This window comes from Bradyrhizobium sp. sGM-13, from assembly GCF_018398875.1.
GTDB lineage: Bacteria > Pseudomonadota > Alphaproteobacteria > Rhizobiales > Xanthobacteraceae > Bradyrhizobium.
The window spans coordinates 12,054-35,838 of the sequence record NZ_JAGWDK010000038.1; the positions used below are offsets into that span (position 1 = coordinate 12,054).

A 23,785-nucleotide genomic window follows, 5' to 3' on the forward strand; every position below is an offset into this window, starting at 1 on the left:
TATTGTCATCGTCCTGCTATTGTCAACTCAGTTTCAATATACGAAACATGGTGATTAAAAAGTGGGCGCAATCGAAAATTCTGCGGAAATACTTAGACTTTTTGGGCCTGGCAGGCTCGAAGTGTCGGTGACGGATGTCTCGCAGCTGCTGAAGATGCCTAAAAGTTCAGCATCTCGACTGCTGAAAACGATGCTGCAGGAAGGGTTGTTGTCGCGTTCGGAGAATCCGCCGCGATACAAGGTCGGAAATCTGCTTTTTGAGATTTCGCGCCTCTACAAGCTGAGCTCATCGTTGATTGACGCGGTCGATGAGGCTGTGAGGGAAATCAGTCGAGAGACGGGACACACGGGTTACGTCTCGATCCTTGATGGTGCTGACGTTTTGGTCATCCGGATGCATCAAGGCTCTCACGCCTTGCGGGTGTTTACTCCGCTTGGCCAGCGTGCGCCGGCGTTTGCGACTGCACTCGGTCGCAGTCTGTTGGCGCGGCTTTCGGACGATGTTGTGCGCTCACTTCACGCTGAAGGTGTCATTCCGCCTTCTCCGCGCGCGCCGCAAAGCGTCGATCAGTTGCTGACTGCACTCGACCAGCCACGTCGGTTCGGTTGGGCCGAGGCCGCCGACGAGGCTATCCCTGGCGTCGGCTCGATCTCGGTAAGCGTAGCCGATCCGGAGATCGGCGAAACGGTGGGTTTCTGTATCTCTTATCCCGCCTCGCATTTGAGCGATGAAGAGAGGAGTCGCATGATCACGCTGCTTACCACCGCGGCCCAGCGGATCGCGAGTCGCTTCGGGGATCCGTTCCTTTCGCAGCGTGCGCACCGTGTGCTGGGCGGCGGCTCGACTGCTGCTTGATTTTTTTCTATCGCCGCAACTGGTTGCGGCTTGGAGGCAATAGATGAGGCAATTGAGTCCAGAGGATATCGAGGCGCTCTCGGTCGGCGCCTGGATTCTCGGAACGGGTGGTGGCGGAAGTCCGTATCACGCGCTGCTGAACTTGCGGCGCTTCTACAATGACGGCGTTCGCATCAATCTCATTGACCCCGACGAGTTGGACGATGACGATGCGGTTGCGGTCGTCTCGATTATGGGCGCTCCGCTCGTTTTCCAGGAGCGGCTGGTCGACAGCCGGCTGATCGCTCGCGCCGTCTCGGCCATGGAAGAGCATCTTGGCCGCAAGTTCAGGGCGGTGATGCCGGTCGAGATCGGTGGGGGCAATGGCATGCAGTCTTTGCTTGCTGCTGTCCATCTCAAGATTCCGGTTGTCGATGCCGATGCGATGGGCCGAGCTTACCCTGAAGCGCAGATGACGAGCTTTGCGGTTGGCAATCTCGCGCCTTATCCGCTGACATCGATCGACCCGCGCGGCAATGAGGCGATCGTCGGCAAGACCTCTTCTTGGAAATGGATGGAGCGTGTGAGCCGCAAGCTTTGCACAGAATTCGGATCCATTGTCGCGACTTGCAAGGCGCCGCGCACTGGTGCGGAAGTGAAGAAATGGGCGATCCCGCGCACCACATCCAAGGCCATCAATCTCGGAAGGGCTGTCGTCGAAGCCAACCGCCAGCATGCCGATCCGATTGCGGCCATTCTGAAAGCGGAATCGGGCAAGCTCCTGTTCTCCGGCAAAGTCGTTGAGGTGGAGCGGCGGACAACAGAGGGCTTCCTGCGCGGCCGCACCGTCATCGAGGGGCTTGGCGAGAATCACGGCAGTCAGATTCGGGTCGATTTCCAGAACGAGTGGATCGTCGTGTGGCGTGATGGGCAGGCGGTCGTGTCGACGCCCGACCTCATTTGCGTTCTCGACAGCGAATCTGGCGAAGCAATCGGAACAGAAACCATTCGCTACGGGCAGCGGACGACGGTGATCGCACTTCCGGCTGCTCCGGTTTTCCTTTCGCCGCGCGGGCTTGACCATGTCGGCCCCCGTGCCTTCGGCTATGACATCGATTTCAAGTCGGTATTTTGCTCATGAGACGCATCGGTATTGACGTAGGTGGCACCAACACGGATGCCGTGCTGATCGACGACGCAAAGGTCGTCCAAGGCGTGAAGGTCGCCACCACGGCCGACGTCACCAGCGGCGTGGCTACGGCCATCGAGGCGCTCCATCTGAGTGCCAACCTTGCGGCCGGCATTGACGCTCTGATGATCGGTACGACCCACTTCATCAATGCGGTCGTTCAGCGTCGCCATCTCACGAAAGTTGCGGTGATCCGCATCGCACTCCCCGCCACCAGCTCCTTGCCGCCCTTCACAGATTGGCCGGCTGGCCTTGCTGAGCTCGCCAATGGCGGCGTCTGGCAAATCGAAGGTGGTCACGATTACGATGGGCGCAGGTTCGCTACTCTCGATATCGCTGCAGCCAGACAAATTGCGCGCGAGATCCGCAATCGCGCTCAAAAATACGTCGTCGTCAACGCACTATTCTCTCCACTCGACCCTTCTGACGAAAAAGTGGTTGCCGCGATCCTGCGCGAGGAAATCCCGGATGTGTCGGTGACCTGCGCACATCTGCTCGGCGGGATCGGCTTGCTCGAACGCGAGAATGCGGCAATTCTTAACGCCTCTCTCATTGCGCTTGCCGAGGAGACCATCACGGCCTTCGAGCACGCCAAGTCAAAGGTCGGACTTAACGCTCCCCTTTTTGTCACGCAGAACGATGGCACCGTCGCAGAAGCCTCGCGTGCCGCCGCATACCCGGTGTTCAGCTTCGCTTCCGGCGCGACCAACTCCATGCGCGGGGCGGCCTATCTCTCTGGCCTTAAAGAAGCGGTGGTGGTCGACGTCGGCGGCACGACGGCTGATTTTGGCCATCTGCGGAACGGTTTTCCGCGTGAGGCCAACGCGGTCGTGCATATTGGGGGTGTCAGGACGCTGTTTCGTATGCCGGACCTCGTGTCCATCGGACTTGGGGGCGGCAGCCATGTCGATCTTGATGCGGGCACGATCGGACCACTTAGTGTTGGGTATCGCCTGTCCAAGGAGGCGCTTGTCTTTGGAGGGAACGGCGTGACGGCAACTGACATTGGCGTCGCCGCCGGATTGATCGACCTCGGCGATCGTAAGCGTGTGGCGCACATAACTGCCGATGAGGTGAACGGCATTCTGCGCCGCTGCAAGGAGATGCTGGAAGAGAACGTTGATCGGGTGAAGACAGGCGCCGAAGACGTCACCCTCATCGCGGTCGGTGGCGGCGCGTTTCTTGTTCCCGAAGAATTGCAGGGCGTCGGGCGTGTTGTCCGCGTTCAGCACGGAGGTTGCGCAAATGCAGTTGGCGCGGCCATCGCCCAGGTCAGTGGTGAAGTCGACCAGGTCTTCCAGGGTCTGACGCGAGATGAGGCCGTCGCTTCAGCGCGCAAGCTTGCCGATACCCGGGCGGTGGAGGCCGGTGCGGAGCCGGCCTCGCTCGCTTTGGTCGAGGCAGAGGACACCCCGATCGCCTATCTGCCAGGAAATGCGATGCGCGTCCGCGTCAAAGTCGTCGGAGATATTTGGTCAACCCGTATTGAGAAAACAGCCAAGGAGAAAGTCGCATGCCAGTCCGTTTCCTGATCAGCACGCTAAAGCCTGGGGTCGATCCAGCCGAATACGAGGCATGGGTGCGCGAGCGCGACTACGCTCTTGTGCGCAGCCTCGACAATTATATGAGCTACAAGGTGCACCGCATTCGCCGCCCCATCCAGGGTGCCGAAAATTCAACGTGGCAGTACATCGAGCGGATCGAAGTCAAGAGCCTCGAGCAACATGACAAGGATCTGGCATCGCCGGCCGGCGTTGCTCTGCGAGAGGAGCTTTATGGCAAGTTTCTCGATCGCTCGAAGAACATCTATTTCGTCAGCGATGAGATAGAATGACCTCGCATTGAGCTCTGCCTGACCCAAGACGTAAGCAGCAAAACAGGACAACAAGATGACCCTCGATCTGCTAATTCTCGGCAACGCGCCCATGACCAAGATGCTTGATCGCGTCAAGCTCGCCGAAGCGAGCGGCTACGATACGGTCTGGCTTGCCGATGAACGATTTTATCGGGAGGTCTATTCCTGCCTGAGCTATTTTGCTCAAAACACGTCGCGGGTCAGGCTCGGACCTTGTGTAACGGACCCTTATGCAAGGCACCCCGCGTTGACGGCTATGGCGATTGCGACGCTTGACGAGATTTCCAACAAGCGCGCAATTCTGGGTATCGGGGCCGGGATTTCGGGCTTTGCTGAGCTTGGCATCGATCGGAAGAAGCCCGCGCGCGCCATAAGCGAAGCGATCGAGATCATTCGCATGCTTCTGCGAGGCGAGACTGTCGCCTATGAGGGTGAGGTCATTCAGTTCAGGGAGGGCAAGCTGAACTTCACCCCGATACGGGCCGATATCCCAATCTATGTGGCTAGTAACGGACCGCTCGGGCAGCGGACCGCGGGCGCTTGCGCCGATGCCGCGTTCATGGAGGCAGGCGGCAACGCCGCGGAAGTCAAGGCGTTCCGCGCGAGACTGGATGAGGGGGCCAGGAAGGCCGGCCGCGATCCCAAATCCGTCAAACTGATCGTTCGGCTCAATGCCTGTATTGCGTCAGATGGTCAGGCCGCCCGTGACGCTCTGCGGCCGACGGTTGCACGCTTGCTCGGTGCAGGACGTCTTAAGTTTGAAACAGCTGAAGAGCAGGGGCTCACATTGCCGGAGGATATACTCGCCACCGTTCAGGGTGCCCACTACGCCGCCGGCGTGACGCCCTATCTTCCTCTGCTGCCATACGTGACCGACCGCCACATCAACGCCTTCACTCTGGCAGGCAATGTCGAGGAAGTGACCGCGCGTGTGATCGAACTGCGCCATGCCGGGGTCGATGGCATCATCTCCATGCCCTTCGCCGCCGAAGGAGGTACAATCGAGGACACGATCGCCAAGATGGGCTCCGAGGTCTGGCCTGCTGTACAGGCTAACGAAGGGATGAAGCCATGAGCTTTGATCTTCATCGGCCGGCGACAGTCACCGAGGCCGTTGACCTCGCTCAACGTTTTGCGCCGACCGCGCGCTATGTCGCCGGCGGGACCGATACGGTCATCCAGATCAATCGGAAGAAGATTGATCCTGCGCATCTGATCGATGTCGCCTGCCTGCCCGGCATGAGCGAGATCACTGAGACCGCTGACGCATTCGCCCTTGGCGCGCTGACCAAGTATCGCAGCATCGAAACCCATCCTGCGTTTCGGGGTAATTTGCGGGTGCTGCTGGAAGCTGCCAGTGTGGTCGGTGGGCATCAGGTCCGAAACATCGCCACGATCGGCGGCAATATCGTCAATGCTTCGCCAGCCGCCGATTTTGTGCCGCCGCTGCTCGCGCTCGATGCGAGTCTCGACATTACCGGCCCGAAGGGACGGCGCTCTGTCGCCTTGCGCGACTTCATCGTTGGCCCGGGACGAACCAATCTCTCACCGGTAGAGATCGTGACCAGCATCCGATTTACCAAGCTTCCAGCCAGATCAGCAACCGCCTTCCTGAAGGAAGGGCGTCGGCGTGCGATGGAGATTTCGGTCGTTTGTGTTGCTGCTTGCTTGACGCTAGAGGCTTCGACCTCGCGTTGCGCTTGCGTGCGCCTGGCCATCGGCGCCGCAAGCCCCAAGGCGTTCCGGCCCGAACAGGCGGAAGGCTACCTCATCGGCAAACCTGCCGGGAACGAAAGCTTTGCGGAGGCGGGCAGGCTCGCGGCAGAGGCTTCCAGTCCGATCTCTGATGTCCGCGCGTCGGCCGGTTATCGCCGCGGTCTTGTCGCCGTGATGGTCGAGCGCGCGCTGACGACGTGTTTGCAACGAATTCGGGAACAAAATCAATGAACCGGAAAATTCTCAATATCGTTGTCAATGGCGAGAGCCATCAAGTGCTCATTGAGCCCCATTGGACGCTGCTGCAGGTCCTGCGCAACGAGATCGGCATGATGGGAACGAAAGAGAACTGCCTGGAAGCAGAGTGCGGCGTCTGTACGGTGCTGCTCGATGGAAAGGCCATCAATTCATGCATCCTGCTCGCAGGCCAGGTCGAGGGATGCTCTATCACAACGATCGAGGGGATTGGCGATCCCGAGCATCTGCATCCCCTCCAGGAAGCATTCATCGAATGCGGTGCTGTTCAGTGCGGCTACTGCATCCCGGGAATGATCCTGACGGCAAAGTCATTCCTTGATGAAAATCCGGGCTGCCGGCCCTCGCGCGACGAAATCAGGGAAGCGATCGCAGGGACCCTGTGCCGCTGTACCGGCTATCGCAAGATCATTGATGCCGTGGCAACCGCGGCAGACCGCATCGCACTCTCGGGAGCCAAGCAATGAGCGCACATACCCATCGCGTTGCCGGTCACCGCTTACCCCGACGGGATGGCGTCGGCAAGGTTACCGGAAAGCACGTCTATGCCGCAGATTTCAAGCTCTCCGGCATGCTCTACGGCAGGGTTCTGCGCAGTACGCGAGCGCACGCGCTGATCAAAAAGATCGATACGTCGCGAGCGGCTGCAATTGCGGGCGTACGGGGAATCATCACCTCGGCTGACATTCCACAGATCCGTTACGGAACGGCAGTGCGCGATACAACTGTGTTCGCAACTGATCGCGCGCTGTTCATTGGACATGCAATAGCCGCCGTTGCTGCCACCTCTCTCGAGATCGCCGAGCGCGCGCTTGCAGCCATTGAGGTCGAATACGAGGATTTGCCACCGCTGTTTGATCCGGAGGAGGCGCTCAAGAGCGATATCCGGATCCATCCGGATTGGGAAACTTACAAGGCGCTCCCGATCATTTCGAGAAACCGCAATATCGCAGGTCAAGCGCGCATTCGCGTCGGCGACGCCGAAGCGGCATTCGCAAAAGCCCATAAGGTCTACGAGCATCGTTTCTCAACCGCGTTGCAGCATCCCGGATATACAGAGCCACGGGTTGCGACCGCCGACTGGGATGCGAATGGAATCGTGACCGTCTGGTGTAACACGCAATTGCCTTTCGATACGCAAACCACTTTGGCCGAGATCCTTGATCTGCCGGCCGCGCGTGTGCGGGTGACTGTGCCAGGCATTGGTGGCGGCTTCGGCGGGAAGCTAAGGATCGGCGTTGAGCACTTCGCAGCTCTCCTGGCGCGCAAGACCGCGCGCCCGGTCAAGGTGATGTCGACGAGCGAAGAAGAGCTCACAGCCGCGCTTCCCCGTCAGGCCTCCATCGTTCTGCTCAAGACCGCTGTCGACAAAGAAGGACATCTTCTCGCTCGAAGCGGCAGGATCATCGTGGATTGTGGCGCTTATGCAGGCTCAGGTCCGGGAACGGCTGCAATCGCGCTGCAGGTCATGGCAGGCCCTTACAAGACCGGAGCACTCGCGTTCGAAAGCGTCGCTGTCTACACCAACAAGGTCCATTCGGGCTCGTTCCGCGCTCCTGCGGGGCCGATGGCAAATTTCGCGATGGAATGCCAGATCGACATGATCGCGAAGGATCTCGGATTGGATCCTCTCGAAATGCGCCTGCGGAACGTCGTCAAGGAGGGAGACCCAGGTCCTTCCGGCGAGATTCATAGGTCTGTGAGCATCGAGGAATGCCTGCGCAAGGCAGCCGATGCGATCGGCTGGCACGATCGCAATCCGGAGCCAGGACGCGGCAAGGGGATTGCCTGCAGCTGGTGGATGACAACCGGTGGCTCGTCCGGCGTCTATGTCAAGATTAACCCTGATGGAAGTGCGACGCTTGTGAGCGGCGCCGTCGAAATTGGCACCGGCGCCATCACGGGAGCTGCTCAAATCCTGGCCGAGGAGTTGTCCCTCGATCTAACCGACGTCAACGTGACGGGAGTCGACACCCAGGCCGCCCCGTTTGACTACGGCGCTCAAGGGAGCCGCACCACTTTCTCGGTCGGCAACGCTTGTCTTGCTGCTGCCGCCGAGCTGCGGCGCCAGATGTTCGAACTCGCAGCCGAGCAGCTCGAAGCCCCGATCGAGGATATGAAACTGCAAGACAAGCATGTGGTGGCCGGCAACAAGTCGATTTCGATTGCGGAATTGGCGCGCATCTCGCGTCTTGCCGGCGGCGGGCTCATCGCGCATGGCACGGCCATTTCGCCCGCGCCCGCTTATGATCCAACGCGTGTTCAGAACCATCCGCTACCCGTATGGAATACACCGAGTTACCATGCCCATGCCGTCGACCTGTCGGTCGATCAAGCAACCGGCAAAGTGACCATCAATCGCTATGTCGTGGCCCAGGACGTCGGATATGCGATCAATCCGACCTATATCGAGGGCCAGATCGAGGGCGGAGTGGCGCAAGGTATCGGCCAGGCGCTGTCGGAAGAGATCGTTTATCAGGACGGTCGCGTCATGAATGCGAACCTGACCGATTACAAGATGCCGACAGCGATGGATGTCCCGGAGATCGAGAGCATCATCGTGGAATGCCGCTCCGCTGCCGGTCCTTACGGGGCCAAGGGCGTCGGCGAGCCACCCTGTATCGAGCCACCGGCTGCCATCGGAAATGCGATCGCAGCGGCGACCGGCTGTTGGCCGAATTCGCTGCCTATGACAGCGGAAAAGATTGCCGCCGCAATGCAGGTGCAACACTCATGATCCGCGTCGAGATCAATATGCATGGAAACCTCCGTCGGTTCTTGCCCGACGGAATTGGATCCATTCAGCTTGACCTGCCCGACGGAACGACGGTTCTCAACGTGATCGACTCCTTGAGCGCCGAGCATGAGGTCTGGCTGGCGTCGATTGGTGACGTGGTGGTGCCGTTGTCCGCCGAAGTCGAAGACGGTGCCGAACTCAATTTCTTTCCCTATCTTGAGGGTGGCTAGCATGAAATCCTTTCGTCCGGGAGGGGCTCAAAACTGTTGACCTGCCGGCGCGCTGGATTTGAAGAGCCTGTGCACGTGATGATGCGGCAGCCACTCACCTGTTGAGTGTTCGGTCTGGTGTGAATACCGTCCGGCACACTCAAGCAAAGCAAAGTTTCGCGGAAGAGTCATGCCGCAAGCAAAGAAGGTGCAATCCACATGTCGAACGCTAACCTTCCTATTTTGTCAATCGTCGGCGGCACCGGCGATCTCGGGTCTGGCCTTGCCCGCAGCTGGAGTCGCGCCGGATACTCCGTCATTCTCGGATCCCGCTCAATTGAGCGCGCTCAGGAGGCAGTCTCGCTCCTGAAGTCGGAAGGGTTCGCCAATGTCAGCGGCGACACCAACGCTGCCGCAGCTGCGAAGAGCGACATCGTCGTCGTTGCGGTTCCTTTCTCCAACTATGAGGCAAGCCTGGGCGAGATCAAAGATCCTGCCAAGAGCAAGATTGTCGTCACCGCGGTAGTGCCCCTCGTGCCGCCAAAGGTATCCGTCGTTCATCTCCCGAGTGCTGGTTCAGCAGCCCTGATAGCGCAGTCGCTGCTTGATCCAAGCTCGCGCGTGGTCGGCGCCTTCCACAATGTCGGCTCGCAGAAGCTTCATGCTGGCGGCAAGGCAGACTGCGATGTCCTGGTGTTCAGCGATGACGCCGATGCCCGCAACCAAGTGATCACGCTCGCGGACGCTGTGAGCAATCGTGGCGTCGATGGCGGTGTCCTCGCGAATTCGACCGCGGCCGAGGCTCTAACCTCCGTCCTGATCGCGATCAACCGCAAATACAAAGTGAAAGGCGCCGGCATCTCGATCTCCGGCTTGACGTGAATGGAACAACGATAGGGGCTCTCGATGCTCTCAGCCCTCGATTCTCTCGACCGTAAAATTCTGCGCGAACTCATTCAAGATGCCCGAATAAGCCACTTGGCTCTCTCCGAACGGGTCGGACTGTCAGCGACCGCCTGTGCGAGGCGCGTACTGCAAATGGAGAAAGCCGGCATCATCAAGGGTTACGCGGCAAACATCGATGTCAATGCGCTTGGCTTCCCACTGACAGTGATCGTTCACATCACACTTGATCGCCAAAACGAGGATGCACTCGCACGCTTTGAGACTGAAATCCACAAGTGCCCCGACGTAATCTCGTGCCACCTTATGTCCGGTGCGGACGACTATCAGGTTCAAGTGCTGGCATGTGGCATGGAGGACTACGAACGTATCCATAAGCAGCACCTATCGCGGTTGCCAGGCGTCGCGAGACTGCAATCCAGCTTTGCAATGCGCACCATAGTGAAGCGATCCATCTCTCCTGCTGCGCTCATAATGATTAGACCGACTGGGACGCAGCGTAGAGGCAAGTGACCAACTTGGGTTAGCGGCTGTGTATGAGGCAAGCGCGAAGAGGTTCATCGGCACTCCTTCAGGACGATCGCATCGAGAGAGCGTATCTGGCAGTTGAGCACTTACAAGCTGCCCACGGAGAAGAAGATGGAATATAGCGGATTCGCAGTGACTGGGGGCACGTCGGCGGACACCATTTTAAAGGCGAGATGCACATGTGCGAGAATTAATAATCGGGAAGTGGGCAGCCGCGAAGGGAGAAAGGCCTCACGATGACTAGGAGCATCACTTATACCGCCCTTCGTGGGATCCCTATGGTGAGGCCGGACGACGATCTGGTGTCTATCATTGCGGATGGCGTTACTAGCGCTGGCATCGAGGTCGCCTCGGGTGACATTTTCGTGGTTGCACAAAAAATCGTCTCGAAGGCGGAAAATAGGTACGTTGATCTCGATGACGTGAGCCCTTCCGCACGGGCATTGGAACTCGCAAAAACGGTTGGAAAGGACCCGCGGCACATCGAGGTGGTGCTCTCGGAGTCAAGCGAGGTCATCCGCTCCAGGCAGAACGTGATCATCGTTGCTCACCGCCTTGGGTTCGTGATGGCGAATGCCGGGATCGATCAATCCAATATCGATCAAGGTCACAGTCATCGCGTGCTGCTGCTGCCAAAAGATCCGGATGACAGTTGCGAGCGCTTGAAGTCCGGGCTCGATCAACGTTTCGGCGTTAATGTCGCAGTGGTCATGAACGACAGCTTCGGTCGCCCTTGGCGCAACGGTGTTGTTGGGGTGGCAATCGGATGTGCAGGGCTGCCTGCGCTTCAGAATATGATTGGGGAGCCCGATTTGTTCGGACGGCCCATGCAGGTGACGGAGATCGCCGTGGCTGATGAACTGGCAGCGGCCGCGTCGTTGGTGATGGGACAGGCAGCCGAGGGACAACCGATCGTCCACGTCCGCGGACTGTCATGTCAGGCGCCGGCAAAGCCTGCCTCGATTCTTGTCCGTCCGAAGGAGCAGGATCTTTTCAGATGAAGGGACCTTCTCATCTGTCTGATGAGGGCCGTGTGGTGGCCCTCTGCGGGGGAGTCGGAGGAGCAAAACTTGCTCTCGGCTTGCAGCACCTCCTCGGAGAACGTCTGACCGTTGTCGTAAATGTCGCGGACGATTTCGAGCATCTCGGGCTACATATCTCCCCGGATCTGGATACAGTGCTTTATACGCTCGGTGGTTTGAGCGACCAGCAACGTGGTTGGGGTCGATCCGATGAGACCTGGAACTTCATGGAGGCTTTGAAGGAAATCGGCGGGCAGACCTGGTTCTCCCTTGGCGATCGCGACATGGCCATGCATGTGGAGCGAACCCGCCGGCGGCTAAGCGGTGAAACTCTCACAGCCATTGCGATCGATATTGCACGCCGCTTCGGCATTCGTTCAAACGTGCTGCCCATTACCAACGACAAGCTTTCCACCATCGTTGTAAGTACGGAAGGTGAACTCGAATTCCAACGCTATTTTGTTGGGCGGCGCTGCGAGCCGGCGGTCAAGCAGATCCGATTCAGTGGGGCGGAAAGTGCCTGCCTCACACAAGAGGTGCTTCAGGCTCTTGACGCTGATGATCTCCGCCTCATCGTCCTATGTCCGTCCAACCCCTATCTGAGCATCGATCCGATGCTGGCTGTTCCAGGAACGACGGAAAAATTGCGAGCGGCCCGTGTTCCTGTCATCGCCATTTCCCCGATCATAGGGGGCCAAGCCATCAAAGGGCCGACACGAAAGATCATAGACGAGCTCGGCCTTGAGGCCACAAACCGAGAGATTGCAAGACATTACGCCGGGCTGATCGATGGCTTGATCATAGACACGACGGATGCCGAAGGGGCTGCCGACCTGGGCATCGACGTGCATCTGGCACCAACATTGATGACTGAATTGCAATCAAAAATCGCCCTCGCGGAGCACGCGCTTATGTTCGGCAATAGCCTTCGAACAAAGCGCAAGGGACAGGAAAAAGGACCCTTGAGCGGAGGTGTATCGTGACCAGCCCTGATGCATGGGTAATTGTCCCGGCTAAGATGTTCTTGCGCGCAAAGCAGCGGCTCTCATCATTTTTGACCGCATCCGAGCGCGCCACATTGGCGCGTACCATGCTGACCGATGTTCTTGAGGCAGCATGCAGCGCGCCGACGTCGAAGAAAGTCGCTGTTGTCACCAGTGCAGACGATGTCGCGCGAGAAGCAGCTCGCTTAGGTGCTGTTGTCATTGATGACGGCGGCGCGAACGGAACGAACGAGGCAATCGCGGCAGGTCTCGCAGGGGTCGAAAAGAGGGGAGGCCGGCTTGTCGTCGCTCTGCCGAGCGATGTGCCCGCGATCATGAGCCAAGATATTTCAACGCTGCTTCAGGCCGCGGAGCGCAACCGTGTAGTGATCGTGCCGGCGCCACGCGATGGCGGCACGAACGCCGTTGCGTTCACCTTGGCGCGGCCATTGCAGCCGTGTTTCGGCCCCGACAGCTTTGCCCGCCACATCGCCGCAGCCGATCGCCTCGGCATCGACCCCATCGTGTGCCGCAATGCAAGAATTGGGCTTGATCTCGACAGTCCCGCCGATCTCTTTGATTTTCTTGACCTGAGCACGTTGACCGCGACGGACCGCTATTTACGTTCCATCAATCTGAGGGAACGGCGACGTGGCGGAGGTGTTGGACACAGCCGCCCGATCGTTGATGCGGGCGCCGGAAATGAGTTCGACGTTGGTTGCGCAAATGAGGGAAGCTCCGTTGTAATTCGCGGAGCGTGAGGAGTTCTGAAAATGGTGGATCGGATGCTTCTGGACACGCTAAGGCGAAGCGAAATTTCCGCTTCCGAGGTCCTATCTCTGGTCAGCGACGTATCTCTTTCCGATCTCATGGCGATGGCGGCATCGAGGCGGGATGAGGCCCACGGCAGAAAGATCTCCTACTCGCGAAAGGTCTTCATTCCGCTTACGCAGCTATGCCGGGATGTCTGCCACTACTGCACATTTGCCCATGCCCCCCAAAGAGGGCAGCGCGCCTACCTCACTATCGGTGAGGTGCTCGCGATCGCGCGTGCCGGTCGTGAGGCCGGATGCAAAGAGGCGCTATTTACGCTGGGTGATAAGCCTGAGCTGCGCTACGGCCAAGCCCAGCGTGAGCTGCACGAAATGGGCTTTGCATCGACCCTCGCTTACCTCCAAGAAGCCGCGCGCGCGGTTTTCTGCGAGACAGGCCTATTGCCGCATCTCAATCCAGGCTTGATGGAGGCCGATGATATCGCAAACTTGCGCAAGGTCTCCATCTCGCAAGGGATTATGCTCGAGAGCGCCTCCGCACGGCTGTGCGAGCCCGGGGGATCGCATTTCGGTTCACCTGACAAGGATCCAGCAAGGCGGCTGCAGACGATTGACCTCGCTGGCCAGCTCTCTGTCCCCTTCACGACCGGACTGCTGGTCGGTATCGGCGAGACGCCGCTTGAGCGCATCTCGTCGCTGCTAGCATTGCGCAATCTGGACGAACGCCACGGACACATTCAGGAAATCATTATCCAGAACTTCAAGCCGAAGCCGAATACGCGGATGAGACATGCGCCGGCGCCGACACTGGAAGAGCATCTGTGGACCCTTGCATTGGCGCGCTTGCTGTTCCGGCCCGATATGAACATCCAGGCGCCGCCCAATCTCAGCCCTGGCGTACTGGACATGATCTTGGCCGCTGGCATCAATGACTGGGGCGGCGTGTCCCCGGTCACGCCGGACCATGTCAATCCCGAGGCGCCTTGGCCGCATCTCGCGCGACTTGCCGAGGCCACCGCCGAATGCGGCAAGAAGCTCGTCGAACGTCTCGCGGTTTATCCAGCCTATGCGCGTCAGTATGCACGCTGGACCGACACATCGCTGCAGAAAAGCCTGCTAGGTCTTATCGACGGAAGAGGGTGGCCGCGTTCGGACGAATGGTGCCCTGGAACGAGGGGCGATCCGCCTGCCGATGACCTTGTGATGCTGCGTGAAGAGGCCAACTTGCCCGCGCTCTTGAGCGGCAGCGTAGGTAGAATTGTCGCAAAGGCTCAATCTGGGATACGGCTCGAAGAAGCAGAGATCGTGTCGCTGTTCGAGGCCGAGGAGCGCGATTTCATAGCCGTATGCCGCGCCGCAGATGAGCTGCGCCGCTCCGTCAATGGCGACACCGTCAGCTATGTCATCAACCGGAACATCAACTACACCAACATCTGTTACTTCAGGTGCCAGTTCTGCGCGTTCTCGAAAGGAAAGCTCGCCGAGAATTTGCGCGGGCGGCCTTACGATATCGCGATGGATGAGATCGGGCGGCGCGCCCGCGAAGCCTGGGAGCGCGGCGCGACCGAGGTTTGCATGCAGGGCGGCATTCATCCCTCCTACACCGGCGCGAAGTATCTTGAGATCTGCCGGACCGTAAAGCAGTTCACGCCTGAGATGCATATACATGCTTTCTCCCCGCTCGAGGTGTTCCAAGGCGCCAGGACGCTCGGAATTTCGGTCGATGAGTTTCTGCGGGAGTTGAAGAAAGCCGGGCTTGGCACATTGCCCGGGACGGCCGCGGAAATCCTCGACGACGAAGTCCGCGCCATTCTGTGTCCCGACAAGATCAACACGGCGCAGTGGCTGCAGATCATGGGAGCGGCCCATAGAGCGGGATTGCGCAGCACCGCAACCATCATGTTCGGCCATGTTGATCGTTACGAGCATTGGGCAAAGCATCTCTTGCGCATCCGGGATCTTCAGGCCGAGACCGGCGGCTTCACCGAATTCGTCCCACTGCCGTTCGTCCATATGGAAGCCCCGATCTATTTGAAGGGGCGCTCGCGTAAAGGGCCGACGTTTCGCGAAGTCGTTCTCATGCACGCGATCGGACGGCTCGTATTCCACTCGAGGATCTCCAACATTCAGACGTCGTGGGTGAAGCTCGGGCAAAAAGGCATTCGTGCCTGCCTTGAAGCTGGCGTGAACGATCTCGGCGGCACGCTGATGGATGAAACGATCTCGCGCTCAGCCGGTGCCCAGCACGGCCACGAGATGGCTCCGAAGCAAATGGAAGATCTTATACGCGAAATGGCACGCCTGCCGTGCCAACGTACGACGGTCTATGGCGATGTTACGCATGATCGCTATCTAGCGTCGCAGAACCCGCCAGCGCTAAAGCCGATTGTTACTGGACTAGACGACCGCCGCGATAGGGCAGACGTGCCAGAGCCCCGTGCCACCGCTTTTGACATGACCTAGCGGAGCGGGGGCGTTCGCGCACCCCTTGGGCAACGCCGGAATGCCTCTCCCAGCGCTTGACGCCTATTTTGATTTGTGATCACATATCTAAGATTTGGAGGAGCCGGGAGTGAGCCGAATTATCGCGCCAGCGCACGCTTTCGGCTGGCTATTGGTCGCCCACGTTTCGATCGGCCACCCCTGTGCGCAGATGCTCGCAGTAGCACGCAGTTCAAGTTTGGTGCGGGCGCTCGATGCGCTGTGTCGCAATGGCCATAGGATCAATGCATCCATCGTCGTTGAGTTGGTGGCGGTGCCTCGCGAGGTGTCCCGGTGCATCGTTGGCCTGATCGACATCCTGCGATCACAAAAAACAGCATCATCGTCTCGCTTAAGGTCTCGCCATTTCGCGTTTCGCGCCGCGCGCGCTCAGCTAGTCCGCTCAGAACTGCTGTCCAGAAAGTCTGAAGACGGCCAAGGCTTCGGAATCATCCAAGCAAGTACGAGAATCTGCCCTGGTCCTTGGACCAGAGGCCGATGAGGTCGCCAATCTGAGGGGGATCCTCGGCGGCCTATTTCACGATCACACCACCCAGGAGCATCCATGCCGACTGTAGATGAGGACCGAGCAGCCATTTTGAAAGTACACCGCGACTGGTGGGCCGCCAATTACAAGTGGGACATCCCCTTGATGCGAACCTGCTTCCCGAGTGGCGCCGCATTCTTGAATTTCAACCTGAGCGGCGATCCGTACTTCGGTCGCGAAGAACTTACCGCCTTCTGGGAGTGGTTCAAGGACACGCCGCGCTCGAAGCCTGCGGTCATGCACATCTGGCGTCTGGATGTCCGCGGCGACATGGCTTACCTGCTTTGCGAAGGCAACTTCGAGACCCTCGAGAAGCCGGAACAGTACCTGCGCAGCACCGAGATCTACGTGCGCAACGACGGAGAGGGAAAGCCGGAGTGGAAGATCTGGCACTTTCACTGCTCGGAGATGGCGCCAAAAGATAAGATCCGGCAGCCGTTCGGCGATAGCTATGCCACCCGCGGTGTGGGCTATCTACCGCCCAGTTTTGGCAAGAGCTTCTCGGTCACGGACGACCAAAAGCCATAACCCAAGCGACCAGCCTGTCGGGGGCCGGCAGGACATCACACTCCGGCGGGACGGGTTGGTCCCGCCGGTGCTGCAAGGAAATTCAGAACAGATTTTGCAGCGGAAGTTCCTGTCCCATCTACCCCAGAAAAGCGGATGGACTGCGATGGCCGAGCATTCGTTGGAATCAAAGAGCGCCCCGCACTTGAGTGTCCTTTCCGCCTTTCAGGACGTCGTGCCCGTGGAGCATTCATGAGACGGCTCACTATCAAGCGACCAGTCGGTACGATTGCCGTCTCTTACTATGACGGGATGGATACGAGTAGGCTGCCAATCTTGTTCGTGCATCCGATCAATCTGAGGGGCTCGGCGTGGGCGGAGATCGTACCGGCGTTCGCCGACCGGTTCGCGATCGTCCCTGACATGCGTGGATTCGGTGACTCGCCGCCGGCCGAGCAATACGACATTGCGAGGTGGGCGAAAGACTGCATCGACGCGGTCGACCGGGCGGGCGTCGATCGCTTCCACGCCATCGGCGGCTCGCTTGGTGGAGCAATCTCAGTCTATCTCGCAGCCGCCGAGCCCAAACGGGTAATCTCGGTTGTTGCGGTGGGAAGCCAGCTCTACTCGCGAGATCCCGACAATGCGGCGGTGCTATCCACCCTCGAGCATCACACCGTCACCGAGATGTTTGAGTTAGTCCTGCCGAAATACGCCCTCGCTCCAAACGCATCCGCCGAGGTGGTGGCCAAGGCCATGGCATTGCGCAATCCCAACAGCAAGGATGACATCCGTCGCGTGTGGCGTGCCGCCTGCGCGGCCGATATTCGGGCCCTGGTGGCTAGTGTCAGCTGTCCTGTGACGATTGTGACCGGCGAGTTCGACCTTACCTGCCCTCCCGCGGCCGGCGCGGAAATGGCAGCCATGCTGCATGCCCCACACGTTCTCCTGCCCGGCATCGGTCATTTGCCGATGCTGGAAGATCCGCCGGCTTTGATCGCCGCGATCAAGGCGCATCTCAAACGTGTGGAGTCCTGAAGATGACGTATTCGATTGTCGCCAGAGACGCAATCACCGGCGAGCTGGGTGTGGCCAGCCAGTCGCATTATTTTGCTCTTGGGCGCGTTGTGACGTTTGCGCGAGCCGGCGTTGGTGCAGTTGCGACCCAGTCTTTCGTCGATCCGGCTTACGGGCCGAATGGGCTAGATCTTATGGCCTCAGGCGCGTCGGCGGAGTCGGCGCTAACGAGTCTGCTCGCAAAGGACGCCGAGCGAGAACTTCGCCAGTTCGCGTTCCTCGATGCCGCCGGCGGGACAGCCATGTTCACTGGCGATCGCTGCGTTCCGTACCGGGCTCAGCTAGAGACCAATAACGTTGTGGTGCTGGGCAACATGCTCGCCAGCGACGACGTCGTTCCTGCCATGCTGGCAGCATATGAGAACACTGCCGGCTCACTCGTCGAGCGTATGCTCGCGGCCATGGATGCAGGTGAGGCCGCCGGAGGTGACGCCCGTGGCCGAATGTCGGCCGCGCTCCTTGTGGTTTCTGCCGATACCGGTCCAGCGCCTTGGAGCAACCGGGTCATCGATGTACGAGTTGACGAGCATCCGGCCCCGCTCGTCGAATTGCGCAGGCTCGCCAAGCTGTGTCAAGCACACGCGATCTTCGGCGCCTCTGTCTTCACACCTGGGCTGCTCTCGCGCGAAGCGGCAGCGACAGGTCCGCAGCTTGCGGAAGCACTGCGTACGCTCACGGACGCTCAGGCACTGATCGGCGCTGACCTCGAGCCAACCTTCTGGAAGGGTGTGCTGCTGATCCGCGCCGGCGAGATTTGCTCGGGAAAGAAACTCGTTGCCGCCACGGTCGCGGCGCGACCGCAGTACCGGGCCTTCGTGGAGGGCCTGCACGCGGTCGGAATCCTTCAGCTGTCATCGAACGAACTGCTCGGTGCGTGAAAAGTCCAACCTCCTTGCCTCGGTCCGCGGCTGTTTGCTGCTGCAGGCCCTCGTCGGTCTGGATGGGCCGCACTCAAGCCGAGACGATCGACAACGCTTCGCCCGCTGCCACAACGCGCAGTTCGGAATATCGATTCGCCCATCGAGCCACTGTTGACGGAATTTTCGTAATGTGATCAGATATCTCATATAAGGGGGGACTTTGGAAAAGAGCAACATCATTGCCTTGCCGCCATCGCCATCCGTTGCCCGAGGCTCGATGACGGATCAGGTTTACCGACATCTGAGAGATGGCCTGATGGCGGGCCGCTTTGCGCCGGGCCAGAGGCTGACAATCCGCGATCTTGCCGAGGCGCTGGGCTCGAGCCCAATGCCGGTGCGCGAGGCGCTCCGCCGCCTGCAAGCCGAAGGTGCCTTCGAATTCAGCGGTACGGCGCGGCTGAGCGTTGGTCAGCTGTCCGAGGCGCAGCTGCGGGATGTGCGCGATGCGCGCGCGGCGCTCGAGGGGTTGCTGGCGGAGCACGCAGCCGCGCGCATGACGTGGGTCGATGATGACGAGGTCAGGCAGCTCTACGGTCGGCTTCAGGCAGCCGCTGACGCAGTCGATGTGACCGCTTATCTCTGGACGAATTTTGCCTTTCACCGGCGGATCTATCAGATCGCGCAGGCCCCGATGATTCTCGGCGCCGTCGAGAATTTCTGGCTGCTCATTGGTCCCTGTTTTGTGCTCGTTGCGCCCGACGCTGCCCACCTGCAGCGCTCCATGGAGGCGCACCGCCAGATCCTCGATGCGCTGCTGGATCGCGACGCCCCCGCCGCCCGCGCGGCCGTGACCGACGACATCATGCAGGCGGCCAATTGCCTGTCTCGCGTTCTCGACAAAGCGGCTAAGGAGCGCTCCGTTGCTGCTCCAAGACGCAGGCGGGGAGATATACCGGAATGAGTGTGTTGCAGCGTCTTGTGCCTTACCCGGAGCTGCGTGTCCTGATCTCGGCAGGCGCATCCGGTATTGGCGCCGCACTTGCCGGAGCCTTCGTTGAGGCAGGTGCGCATGTGCATATCTGCGACGTCAACAAGGATGCGCTTGCAGCCTTCCGCGAACGGCATCCAAAGGTGCTTGCCACAAAGGCCGACGTGTCGGATCGCGAGGCGGTCGCCACCGTCTTTCGCGCGCAAGCTGCGCGTTGGAGCGGTCTCGACGTACTCATCAACAATGCGGGCATTGCCGGACCGACCGGCGGAATCGACGCTATTGCAGAGTTCGACTGGCAGCAAACAATCGACATCAACCTCAACGCGCAGTACCGCTTCGCCTGTCCCGCGGTGCCGATGCTTCGCCAATCGCGCTATGGGCAGATCATCTGCATGGCCTCCGTTGCCGGCCGGCTCGGCTATGCATGGCGTACCCCGTACGCCGCAACGAAATGGGCCATTGTCGGGCTCGTCAAATCGCTTGCCGCTGAACTCGGTCCCGAGGACATCCGCGTCAACGCGCTCTTGCCCGGCATCGTCGAGGGCCCGCGAATGGAAGGCGTGATCCGCGCGCGCGCCGAGCAGCTCCATACCAGCTACGATACGATGCGCCAGGAATACCTCAAGAAGATCTCATTGCGTCGCATGGTGACGGCCGAGGACGTTGCCGCCATGGCCCTATTCCTCTGCTCGCCAGGTGGACGCAATGTGACCGGCCAGGCGATCAGCATCGACGGGAACGTGGAATATCTATGAACCGTAAGAACGGGGGACGAATTTGCAGATCGAGATCGTGGCGGATCTGAAGACGACGCTTGGCGAAGGCCCGCTTTGGGACGTCGAGCAGCAGCGTCTGTACTGGATAGACAGCATTGATGGTCGCGTTTTTCGCACGACCGCAGATGGACGCGAGCTTCGCGCCTGGGACGTCGGGGCGAAGATCGGCTCGATGGCGCTGCGGCGCGACGGTACGCATGCGCTCGTTGCGCTCCAATCGGGAGTGCATGATCTCGATCTGGAGAGCGGCGCGCTGACGCTGATCGCAACACCCGAGACACATTTGCCGCGCAATCGGCTGAATGACGGTAAAGTCGATCGCCGAGGACGTTTCCTGTTTGGCTCCATGGATACGCTGGAGGCCGAGGCCTCCGGCCGTCTCTATCGGCTCGATCCCGATCTTTCGCTGCACGTCTTGGATGAGAAGATCATCGTCTCCAATGGCCCGTGCTGGAGCCCGGACGACCGGACCTTCTATTTCGCCGACACCTGGACGGGAGAGATCTGGGCCTACGACTATGACATCGAGACCGGTGCTGCGACGAAGCGGCGTCGTTTCGCGCCAGTGGATCGTTCGAATGGCGGTGCCGCGGACGGCGCCACCGTCGATGGAGAAGGCTTCCTATGGCAGGCGCTGGTCTACGATGGAAAGCTCGTGCGCTACGCGCCGGACGGCAGCCTTGACCGCATTATCGAGATGCCGGTGCGCAAGGTCACGAGCGTGATGTTCGGTGGTCCCAATCTGGACATTCTGTACGTGACGTCCATGGCGAAGCCGCCCTTGCCGCGCTTTCCCGACGACGGACAGCAGCGCGGCGCGCTATTTGCAATCACGGGGCTCGGCATCAAGGGCATCCCGGAGCCGCGCTTCGGGAGCTGAGCCGGCCAAGACAGCTTCATCAAGCGGCAGGCAAGGGCGCTCCATGCTGTCCCCGCCACCGCGGGTGGCACTCCTAATCCCGGCGGCTTCCTGCCAGTTCCGGGCGAGAGACTTGCAAAGCCGGAACACCTAGCCCGCCCCTTACTATCACCGATTCACTCTGGAGATTTTCGATGGCCAAGACCGGCAAGGTCCTCCTCACTTGCGCGCTGACTGGCGCGATCCACACGCCCTCAATGTCAGCGCATCTTCCCGTGACGCCGGACCAGATTATTGAAGAGGGGGTACGTGCCGCGGAAGCTGGTGCTGCGATCCTGCATGTGCACGCGCGTAACCCTAAGACGGGTCAGCCGGACCAATCGGTCGAAGGATTTCAGAGGATTTTGCCGGAGCTGAGCCGCCGTTCCCGAGCCGTGATCAACATCACCACCGGCGGCAGCCCGTTCATGACGGTTGCCGAACGCGTGGAGCCTGCCCGTCATTTTCGGCCCGAACTCGCCTCGCTCAACATGGGCTCCTTCAACTTCGGCCTGTTTCCGATGCTCGAGCGCTATTGCGATTTCACCCATCAATGGGAGCGCCAGCACCTGGAGTCTTCGCGCAACCTCGTTTTCCGCAACACCTTCGCCGAGATCGAGGAGGTCCTCTCACTATGTGCGCCCGGCGACACGCGATTTGAATTCGAGTGCTACGATGTTGGCCATCTCTACAACCTCAAGCACTTTGTTGACCGCGGTCTGGTCCGGCCGCCATTCTTCATCCAATCCGTCTTCGGCCTGCTCGGCGGGATCGGCGCGCATTACGAGGACGTCGCCACGATGCGCCGCACTGCCGAGCGGCTGTTCGGTAACGACTATGTCTGGTCGGTGCTCGGCGCTGGCGCCGCGCAGATGCGCGTAGGCGCCATGGCGGCTGCGATGGGCGGCAATATCCGTGTGGGCCTCGAGGACAGCCTTTGGGCAGGCCCCGGGAAGCTCGCCAGCTCCAGCGCGGAGCAGGTGAGACTAGCCCGCTCGATCCTCGCAGGACTCGGATTGGAGCTGGCAACGCCGGACGAGGCGCGCGTCATGCTGAAGCTGAAAGGGACCGGTGATGTCGGCTTCTGATCGTGCGGCCTGCTCCGCGGTCCGCAGACGAATGAGGCCGGCGATCAATCGAGTTAGGCGACGGTCTTGGAGGCGCCCTTGCCACGCGCGTGGCAGCAACGGAAACGAGATTGGCGACGGCCATTTTGCGACGGTGGATTTTGGGATGATCTCGAACAGAGGTTGTCACCGCCAGCTTCTTCGGTTCAGATATAAGATTATCCTCGTCCTATAAGCTTGCGCGCCAAATCAAGTGTCCGTGCTTTGGTCGTAGTGGGAGAACACGATTATGTTGGGCTGGAGGAGGTCATGCCTTACATGAGAACTGCCGCGCAGCCGGCGTGCCGATGGAGCTGAGGATTATCAAGGGCGAGGAGATAAGTTCATCACACCGGCAGCTCGACAATCCGAGCATTGGGCGGCAATTTATTTTCGATTGGCTGAAAGACAAGCTGCGCCTGGATTGAAAAGTCCAGGCGCATATCATTCCACGGCGAAAGAGCTACGCGAAGAGCTCGCCGCAAATAGCAGGCAAGGACAATAGCAACGAATCGAGGTCCTCCCCTCAAAGCGCGACAATCGCTATCTCGATTTAGCCTTACCGCTACATACCTTCGCTACTGCGGCCGTTCGGAGTCGAATTCGTGCTCCAGCAACTCAGTTACTCACACGTCAGGCTTGTCGCAAGCGCCGTCCTTCCAAAGGAGCGGGTAGGGGGATAGCTTGACCGTGGCACCAATTTGTGATCACATATCTAGAATCAAGATGGGGGAAATGCGAAGGTGAAGGATACTAAACCGCTGCCGCCACTGCCGTCGGTTGCCCGGGATTCGATGGCAGATCAGGTTTATCGCCATTTGCGTGACGGCGTGATGGCCGGCCGCTTCGCGCCGGGCCAGCGGCTGACAATTCGTGGTCTTGCTGAGGCGCTGGGCTCGAGCCCGATGCCGGTGCGCGAGGCGTTGCGCCGCCTACAGGCTGAAGGCGCATTCAAGTTCAGCGACACGGCGCGGCTGAGCGTGGTTCAGCTGTCGGGGGCGCAACTGCGCGATGTGCGCGATGCACGGGTGGCGCTTGAGGGTCTCCTGGCCGAGCGCGCAGCCTCCCGCATGACGGGCGTTGATGATGCCGAAATCACGCAGCTCTATGATCGCCTCCAGGCAGCCGCCGACGCGCTCGATGTGCCCGGTTATCTACCGGCGAATTTCGCCTTTCACCGGCGGATTTATGAGATCGCTCGAGCGCCCATCATCCTTGGTGCGGTCGAGAATTTCTGGGTCCTGATCGGTCCTTGCTTCGTGCTCGTTGCACCCGACGCCACGCACCTGCGACGCTCCATGGACGCGCACCGCCGCATCCTCGATGCGCTGATGCATCGAGACGGTCCCGCCGCCCGCGCGGCTGTGACCGATGACATCATGCAGGCGGCCAACTGCCTGTCGCGCGTTATCGACAAACCGGAAAAGGCGCGATCGGTCGCTGCTCCAAAGCGCAGGCGCCGAGATGTGTCGGCATGAGTGTCGTGCAGCGTCTGGTACTTTATCCCGAGCTGCGCGACCTGATCGCTGGGTGTTGT

The 23,785-nt window shown here is 60.0% G+C and carries 23 protein-coding genes; all 23 read left to right on the top strand.

Features of this window, described 5'->3' with window-relative positions; translation table 11 throughout:
- Positions 1 to 61: 61 nt before the first annotated feature.
- The gene (locus KJQ96_RS41840; RefSeq protein WP_213254616.1) at positions 62 to 856 is read left to right on the top strand and encodes an IclR family transcriptional regulator; all 795 of its coding nucleotides are present in this window, start codon (positions 62 to 64) and stop codon (positions 854 to 856) included.
- Between the two features lie 43 nt (positions 857 to 899).
- Positions 900 to 1,976 carry a DUF917 domain-containing protein gene (locus KJQ96_RS33105; RefSeq protein WP_213254614.1) on the top strand — a complete coding sequence of 359 codons (1,077 nt, stop codon included), beginning with the start codon at positions 900 to 902 and terminating at the stop codon, positions 1,974 to 1,976.
- Positions 1,973 to 3,556 carry a hydantoinase/oxoprolinase N-terminal domain-containing protein gene (locus KJQ96_RS33110; protein WP_213290485.1) on the top strand — a complete coding sequence of 528 codons (1,584 nt, stop codon included), beginning with the start codon at positions 1,973 to 1,975 and terminating at the stop codon, positions 3,554 to 3,556. Before KJQ96_RS33105 ends, KJQ96_RS33110 begins: the two co-directional genes overlap by 4 nt.
- Positions 3,538 to 3,858 (top strand): hypothetical protein, encoded by a 321-nt coding sequence (locus KJQ96_RS33115; RefSeq protein ID WP_057853293.1) that lies wholly within the window; start codon positions 3,538 to 3,540, stop codon positions 3,856 to 3,858. The genes KJQ96_RS33110 and KJQ96_RS33115 overlap by 19 nt, the downstream gene beginning before the upstream one ends.
- 55 nt (positions 3,859 to 3,913) lie before the next feature.
- Positions 3,914 to 4,954: an LLM class flavin-dependent oxidoreductase gene (locus KJQ96_RS33120; protein ID WP_213290486.1), complete on the top strand. Its 1,041-nt coding sequence runs from the start codon at positions 3,914 to 3,916 to the stop codon at positions 4,952 to 4,954.
- Positions 4,951 to 5,826 (top strand): xanthine dehydrogenase family protein subunit M, encoded by an 876-nt coding sequence (locus KJQ96_RS33125; protein ID WP_213290487.1) that lies wholly within the window; start codon positions 4,951 to 4,953, stop codon positions 5,824 to 5,826. The genes KJQ96_RS33120 and KJQ96_RS33125 overlap by 4 nt, the downstream gene beginning before the upstream one ends.
- Positions 5,823 to 6,317 (top strand): (2Fe-2S)-binding protein, encoded by a 495-nt coding sequence (locus KJQ96_RS33130; RefSeq protein ID WP_057846011.1) that lies wholly within the window; start codon positions 5,823 to 5,825, stop codon positions 6,315 to 6,317. The genes KJQ96_RS33125 and KJQ96_RS33130 overlap by 4 nt, the downstream gene beginning before the upstream one ends.
- Positions 6,314 to 8,587 (top strand): xanthine dehydrogenase family protein molybdopterin-binding subunit, encoded by a 2,274-nt coding sequence (locus KJQ96_RS33135; RefSeq protein ID WP_213254604.1) that lies wholly within the window; start codon positions 6,314 to 6,316, stop codon positions 8,585 to 8,587. The genes KJQ96_RS33130 and KJQ96_RS33135 overlap by 4 nt, the downstream gene beginning before the upstream one ends.
- Positions 8,584 to 8,817 carry a MoaD/ThiS family protein gene (locus KJQ96_RS33140; RefSeq protein ID WP_213290488.1) on the top strand — a complete coding sequence of 78 codons (234 nt, stop codon included), beginning with the start codon at positions 8,584 to 8,586 and terminating at the stop codon, positions 8,815 to 8,817. The genes KJQ96_RS33135 and KJQ96_RS33140 overlap by 4 nt, the downstream gene beginning before the upstream one ends.
- A 198-nt stretch (positions 8,818 to 9,015) precedes the next feature.
- Positions 9,016 to 9,678 carry an NADPH-dependent F420 reductase gene (gene npdG, locus KJQ96_RS33145; protein ID WP_057846014.1) on the top strand — a complete coding sequence of 221 codons (663 nt, stop codon included), beginning with the start codon at positions 9,016 to 9,018 and terminating at the stop codon, positions 9,676 to 9,678.
- Positions 9,679 to 9,702: 24 nt separating this feature from the next.
- The gene (locus KJQ96_RS33150; RefSeq protein WP_213254603.1) at positions 9,703 to 10,212 is read left to right on the top strand and encodes an Lrp/AsnC family transcriptional regulator; all 510 of its coding nucleotides are present in this window, start codon (positions 9,703 to 9,705) and stop codon (positions 10,210 to 10,212) included.
- A 251-nt stretch (positions 10,213 to 10,463) separates the two neighbouring features.
- The gene (gene cofE / locus KJQ96_RS33155) at positions 10,464 to 11,228 is read left to right on the top strand and encodes a coenzyme F420-0:L-glutamate ligase (RefSeq protein ID WP_213254602.1); all 765 of its coding nucleotides are present in this window, start codon (positions 10,464 to 10,466) and stop codon (positions 11,226 to 11,228) included.
- Positions 11,225 to 12,232 carry a 2-phospho-L-lactate transferase gene (gene cofD / locus KJQ96_RS33160; RefSeq protein ID WP_213254601.1) on the top strand — a complete coding sequence of 336 codons (1,008 nt, stop codon included), beginning with the start codon at positions 11,225 to 11,227 and terminating at the stop codon, positions 12,230 to 12,232. Before cofE ends, cofD begins: the two co-directional genes overlap by 4 nt.
- Complete coding sequence (cofC, locus tag KJQ96_RS33165; RefSeq protein ID WP_213290489.1) at positions 12,229 to 12,993, top strand: 2-phospho-L-lactate guanylyltransferase; 765 nt, start codon at positions 12,229 to 12,231, stop codon at positions 12,991 to 12,993. The genes cofD and cofC overlap by 4 nt, the downstream gene beginning before the upstream one ends.
- A 12-nt stretch (positions 12,994 to 13,005) precedes the next feature.
- A complete protein-coding gene (gene cofH / locus KJQ96_RS33170) occupies positions 13,006 to 15,468 on the top strand; it encodes a 5-amino-6-(D-ribitylamino)uracil--L-tyrosine 4-hydroxyphenyl transferase CofH (protein ID WP_213290490.1) in 2,463 nt (820 codons plus the stop codon).
- Positions 15,469 to 16,051: 583 nt separating this feature from the next.
- The gene (locus tag KJQ96_RS33175) at positions 16,052 to 16,561 is read left to right on the top strand and encodes a nuclear transport factor 2 family protein (protein WP_065730066.1); all 510 of its coding nucleotides are present in this window, start codon (positions 16,052 to 16,054) and stop codon (positions 16,559 to 16,561) included.
- 321 nt (positions 16,562 to 16,882) lie between these two features.
- Positions 16,883 to 17,578, top strand: coding sequence for an alpha/beta fold hydrolase (locus tag KJQ96_RS33180; protein ID WP_245310903.1), 696 nt, complete (start codon positions 16,883 to 16,885; stop codon positions 17,576 to 17,578).
- Positions 17,579 to 17,580: 2 nt separating this feature from the next.
- Positions 17,581 to 18,495: a DUF1028 domain-containing protein gene (locus KJQ96_RS33185; RefSeq protein ID WP_213254598.1), complete on the top strand. Its 915-nt coding sequence runs from the start codon at positions 17,581 to 17,583 to the stop codon at positions 18,493 to 18,495.
- 202 nt (positions 18,496 to 18,697) lie between these two features.
- On the top strand, positions 18,698 to 19,438 hold the full coding sequence (locus KJQ96_RS33190) for a GntR family transcriptional regulator (RefSeq protein ID WP_213290491.1): 741 nt from the start codon (positions 18,698 to 18,700) through the stop codon (positions 19,436 to 19,438).
- Complete coding sequence (locus KJQ96_RS33195) at positions 19,435 to 20,223, top strand: SDR family oxidoreductase (protein WP_057846021.1); 789 nt, start codon at positions 19,435 to 19,437, stop codon at positions 20,221 to 20,223. Before KJQ96_RS33190 ends, KJQ96_RS33195 begins: the two co-directional genes overlap by 4 nt.
- A 22-nt stretch (positions 20,224 to 20,245) precedes the next feature.
- Entirely contained in the window at positions 20,246 to 21,124 is an 879-nt protein-coding gene (locus KJQ96_RS33200) for an SMP-30/gluconolactonase/LRE family protein (RefSeq protein ID WP_213254597.1), read from the top strand.
- Positions 21,125 to 21,297: 173 nt separating this feature from the next.
- On the top strand, positions 21,298 to 22,230 hold the full coding sequence (locus KJQ96_RS33205) for a 3-keto-5-aminohexanoate cleavage protein (protein ID WP_213254596.1): 933 nt from the start codon (positions 21,298 to 21,300) through the stop codon (positions 22,228 to 22,230).
- Between the two features lie 812 nt (positions 22,231 to 23,042).
- The gene (locus KJQ96_RS33210) at positions 23,043 to 23,726 is read left to right on the top strand and encodes a GntR family transcriptional regulator (RefSeq protein ID WP_256441704.1); all 684 of its coding nucleotides are present in this window, start codon (positions 23,043 to 23,045) and stop codon (positions 23,724 to 23,726) included.
- The last annotated feature ends 59 nt before the right edge of the window (positions 23,727 to 23,785 follow it).

Excerpts from the sequence above, each read along its gene's own strand:
- KJQ96_RS33175 (WP_065730066.1), top strand. The coding sequence starts at position 16,052 with ATGCCGACTGTAGATGAGGACCGAGCAGCCATTTTGAAAGTACACCGC.
- cofE (WP_213254602.1), top strand. The coding sequence starts at position 10,464 with ATGACTAGGAGCATCACTTATACCGCCCTTCGTGGGATCCCTATGGTG.
- KJQ96_RS33150 (WP_213254603.1), top strand. The coding sequence starts at position 9,703 with ATGCTCTCAGCCCTCGATTCTCTCGACCGTAAAATTCTGCGCGAACTC.
- KJQ96_RS33135 (WP_213254604.1), top strand. The coding sequence starts at position 6,314 with ATGAGCGCACATACCCATCGCGTTGCCGGTCACCGCTTACCCCGACGG.
- KJQ96_RS33205 (WP_213254596.1), top strand. The coding sequence starts at position 21,298 with ATGGCCAAGACCGGCAAGGTCCTCCTCACTTGCGCGCTGACTGGCGCG.
- KJQ96_RS33115 (WP_057853293.1), top strand. The coding sequence starts at position 3,538 with ATGCCAGTCCGTTTCCTGATCAGCACGCTAAAGCCTGGGGTCGATCCA.
- KJQ96_RS33140 (WP_213290488.1), top strand. The coding sequence starts at position 8,584 with ATGATCCGCGTCGAGATCAATATGCATGGAAACCTCCGTCGGTTCTTG.
- KJQ96_RS33105 (WP_213254614.1), top strand. The coding sequence starts at position 900 with ATGAGGCAATTGAGTCCAGAGGATATCGAGGCGCTCTCGGTCGGCGCC.
- KJQ96_RS33110 (WP_213290485.1), top strand. The coding sequence starts at position 1,973 with ATGAGACGCATCGGTATTGACGTAGGTGGCACCAACACGGATGCCGTG.
- KJQ96_RS33185 (WP_213254598.1), top strand. The coding sequence starts at position 17,581 with ATGACGTATTCGATTGTCGCCAGAGACGCAATCACCGGCGAGCTGGGT.
- cofD (WP_213254601.1), top strand. The coding sequence starts at position 11,225 with ATGAAGGGACCTTCTCATCTGTCTGATGAGGGCCGTGTGGTGGCCCTC.
- KJQ96_RS33130 (WP_057846011.1), top strand. The coding sequence starts at position 5,823 with ATGAACCGGAAAATTCTCAATATCGTTGTCAATGGCGAGAGCCATCAA.
- KJQ96_RS33210 (WP_256441704.1), top strand. The coding sequence starts at position 23,043 with ATGGCAGATCAGGTTTATCGCCATTTGCGTGACGGCGTGATGGCCGGC.
- KJQ96_RS33120 (WP_213290486.1), top strand. The coding sequence starts at position 3,914 with ATGACCCTCGATCTGCTAATTCTCGGCAACGCGCCCATGACCAAGATG.
- cofH (WP_213290490.1), top strand. The coding sequence starts at position 13,006 with ATGGTGGATCGGATGCTTCTGGACACGCTAAGGCGAAGCGAAATTTCC.
- KJQ96_RS33195 (WP_057846021.1), top strand. The coding sequence starts at position 19,435 with ATGAGTGTGTTGCAGCGTCTTGTGCCTTACCCGGAGCTGCGTGTCCTG.
- KJQ96_RS33125 (WP_213290487.1), top strand. The coding sequence starts at position 4,951 with ATGAGCTTTGATCTTCATCGGCCGGCGACAGTCACCGAGGCCGTTGAC.
- npdG (WP_057846014.1), top strand. The coding sequence starts at position 9,016 with ATGTCGAACGCTAACCTTCCTATTTTGTCAATCGTCGGCGGCACCGGC.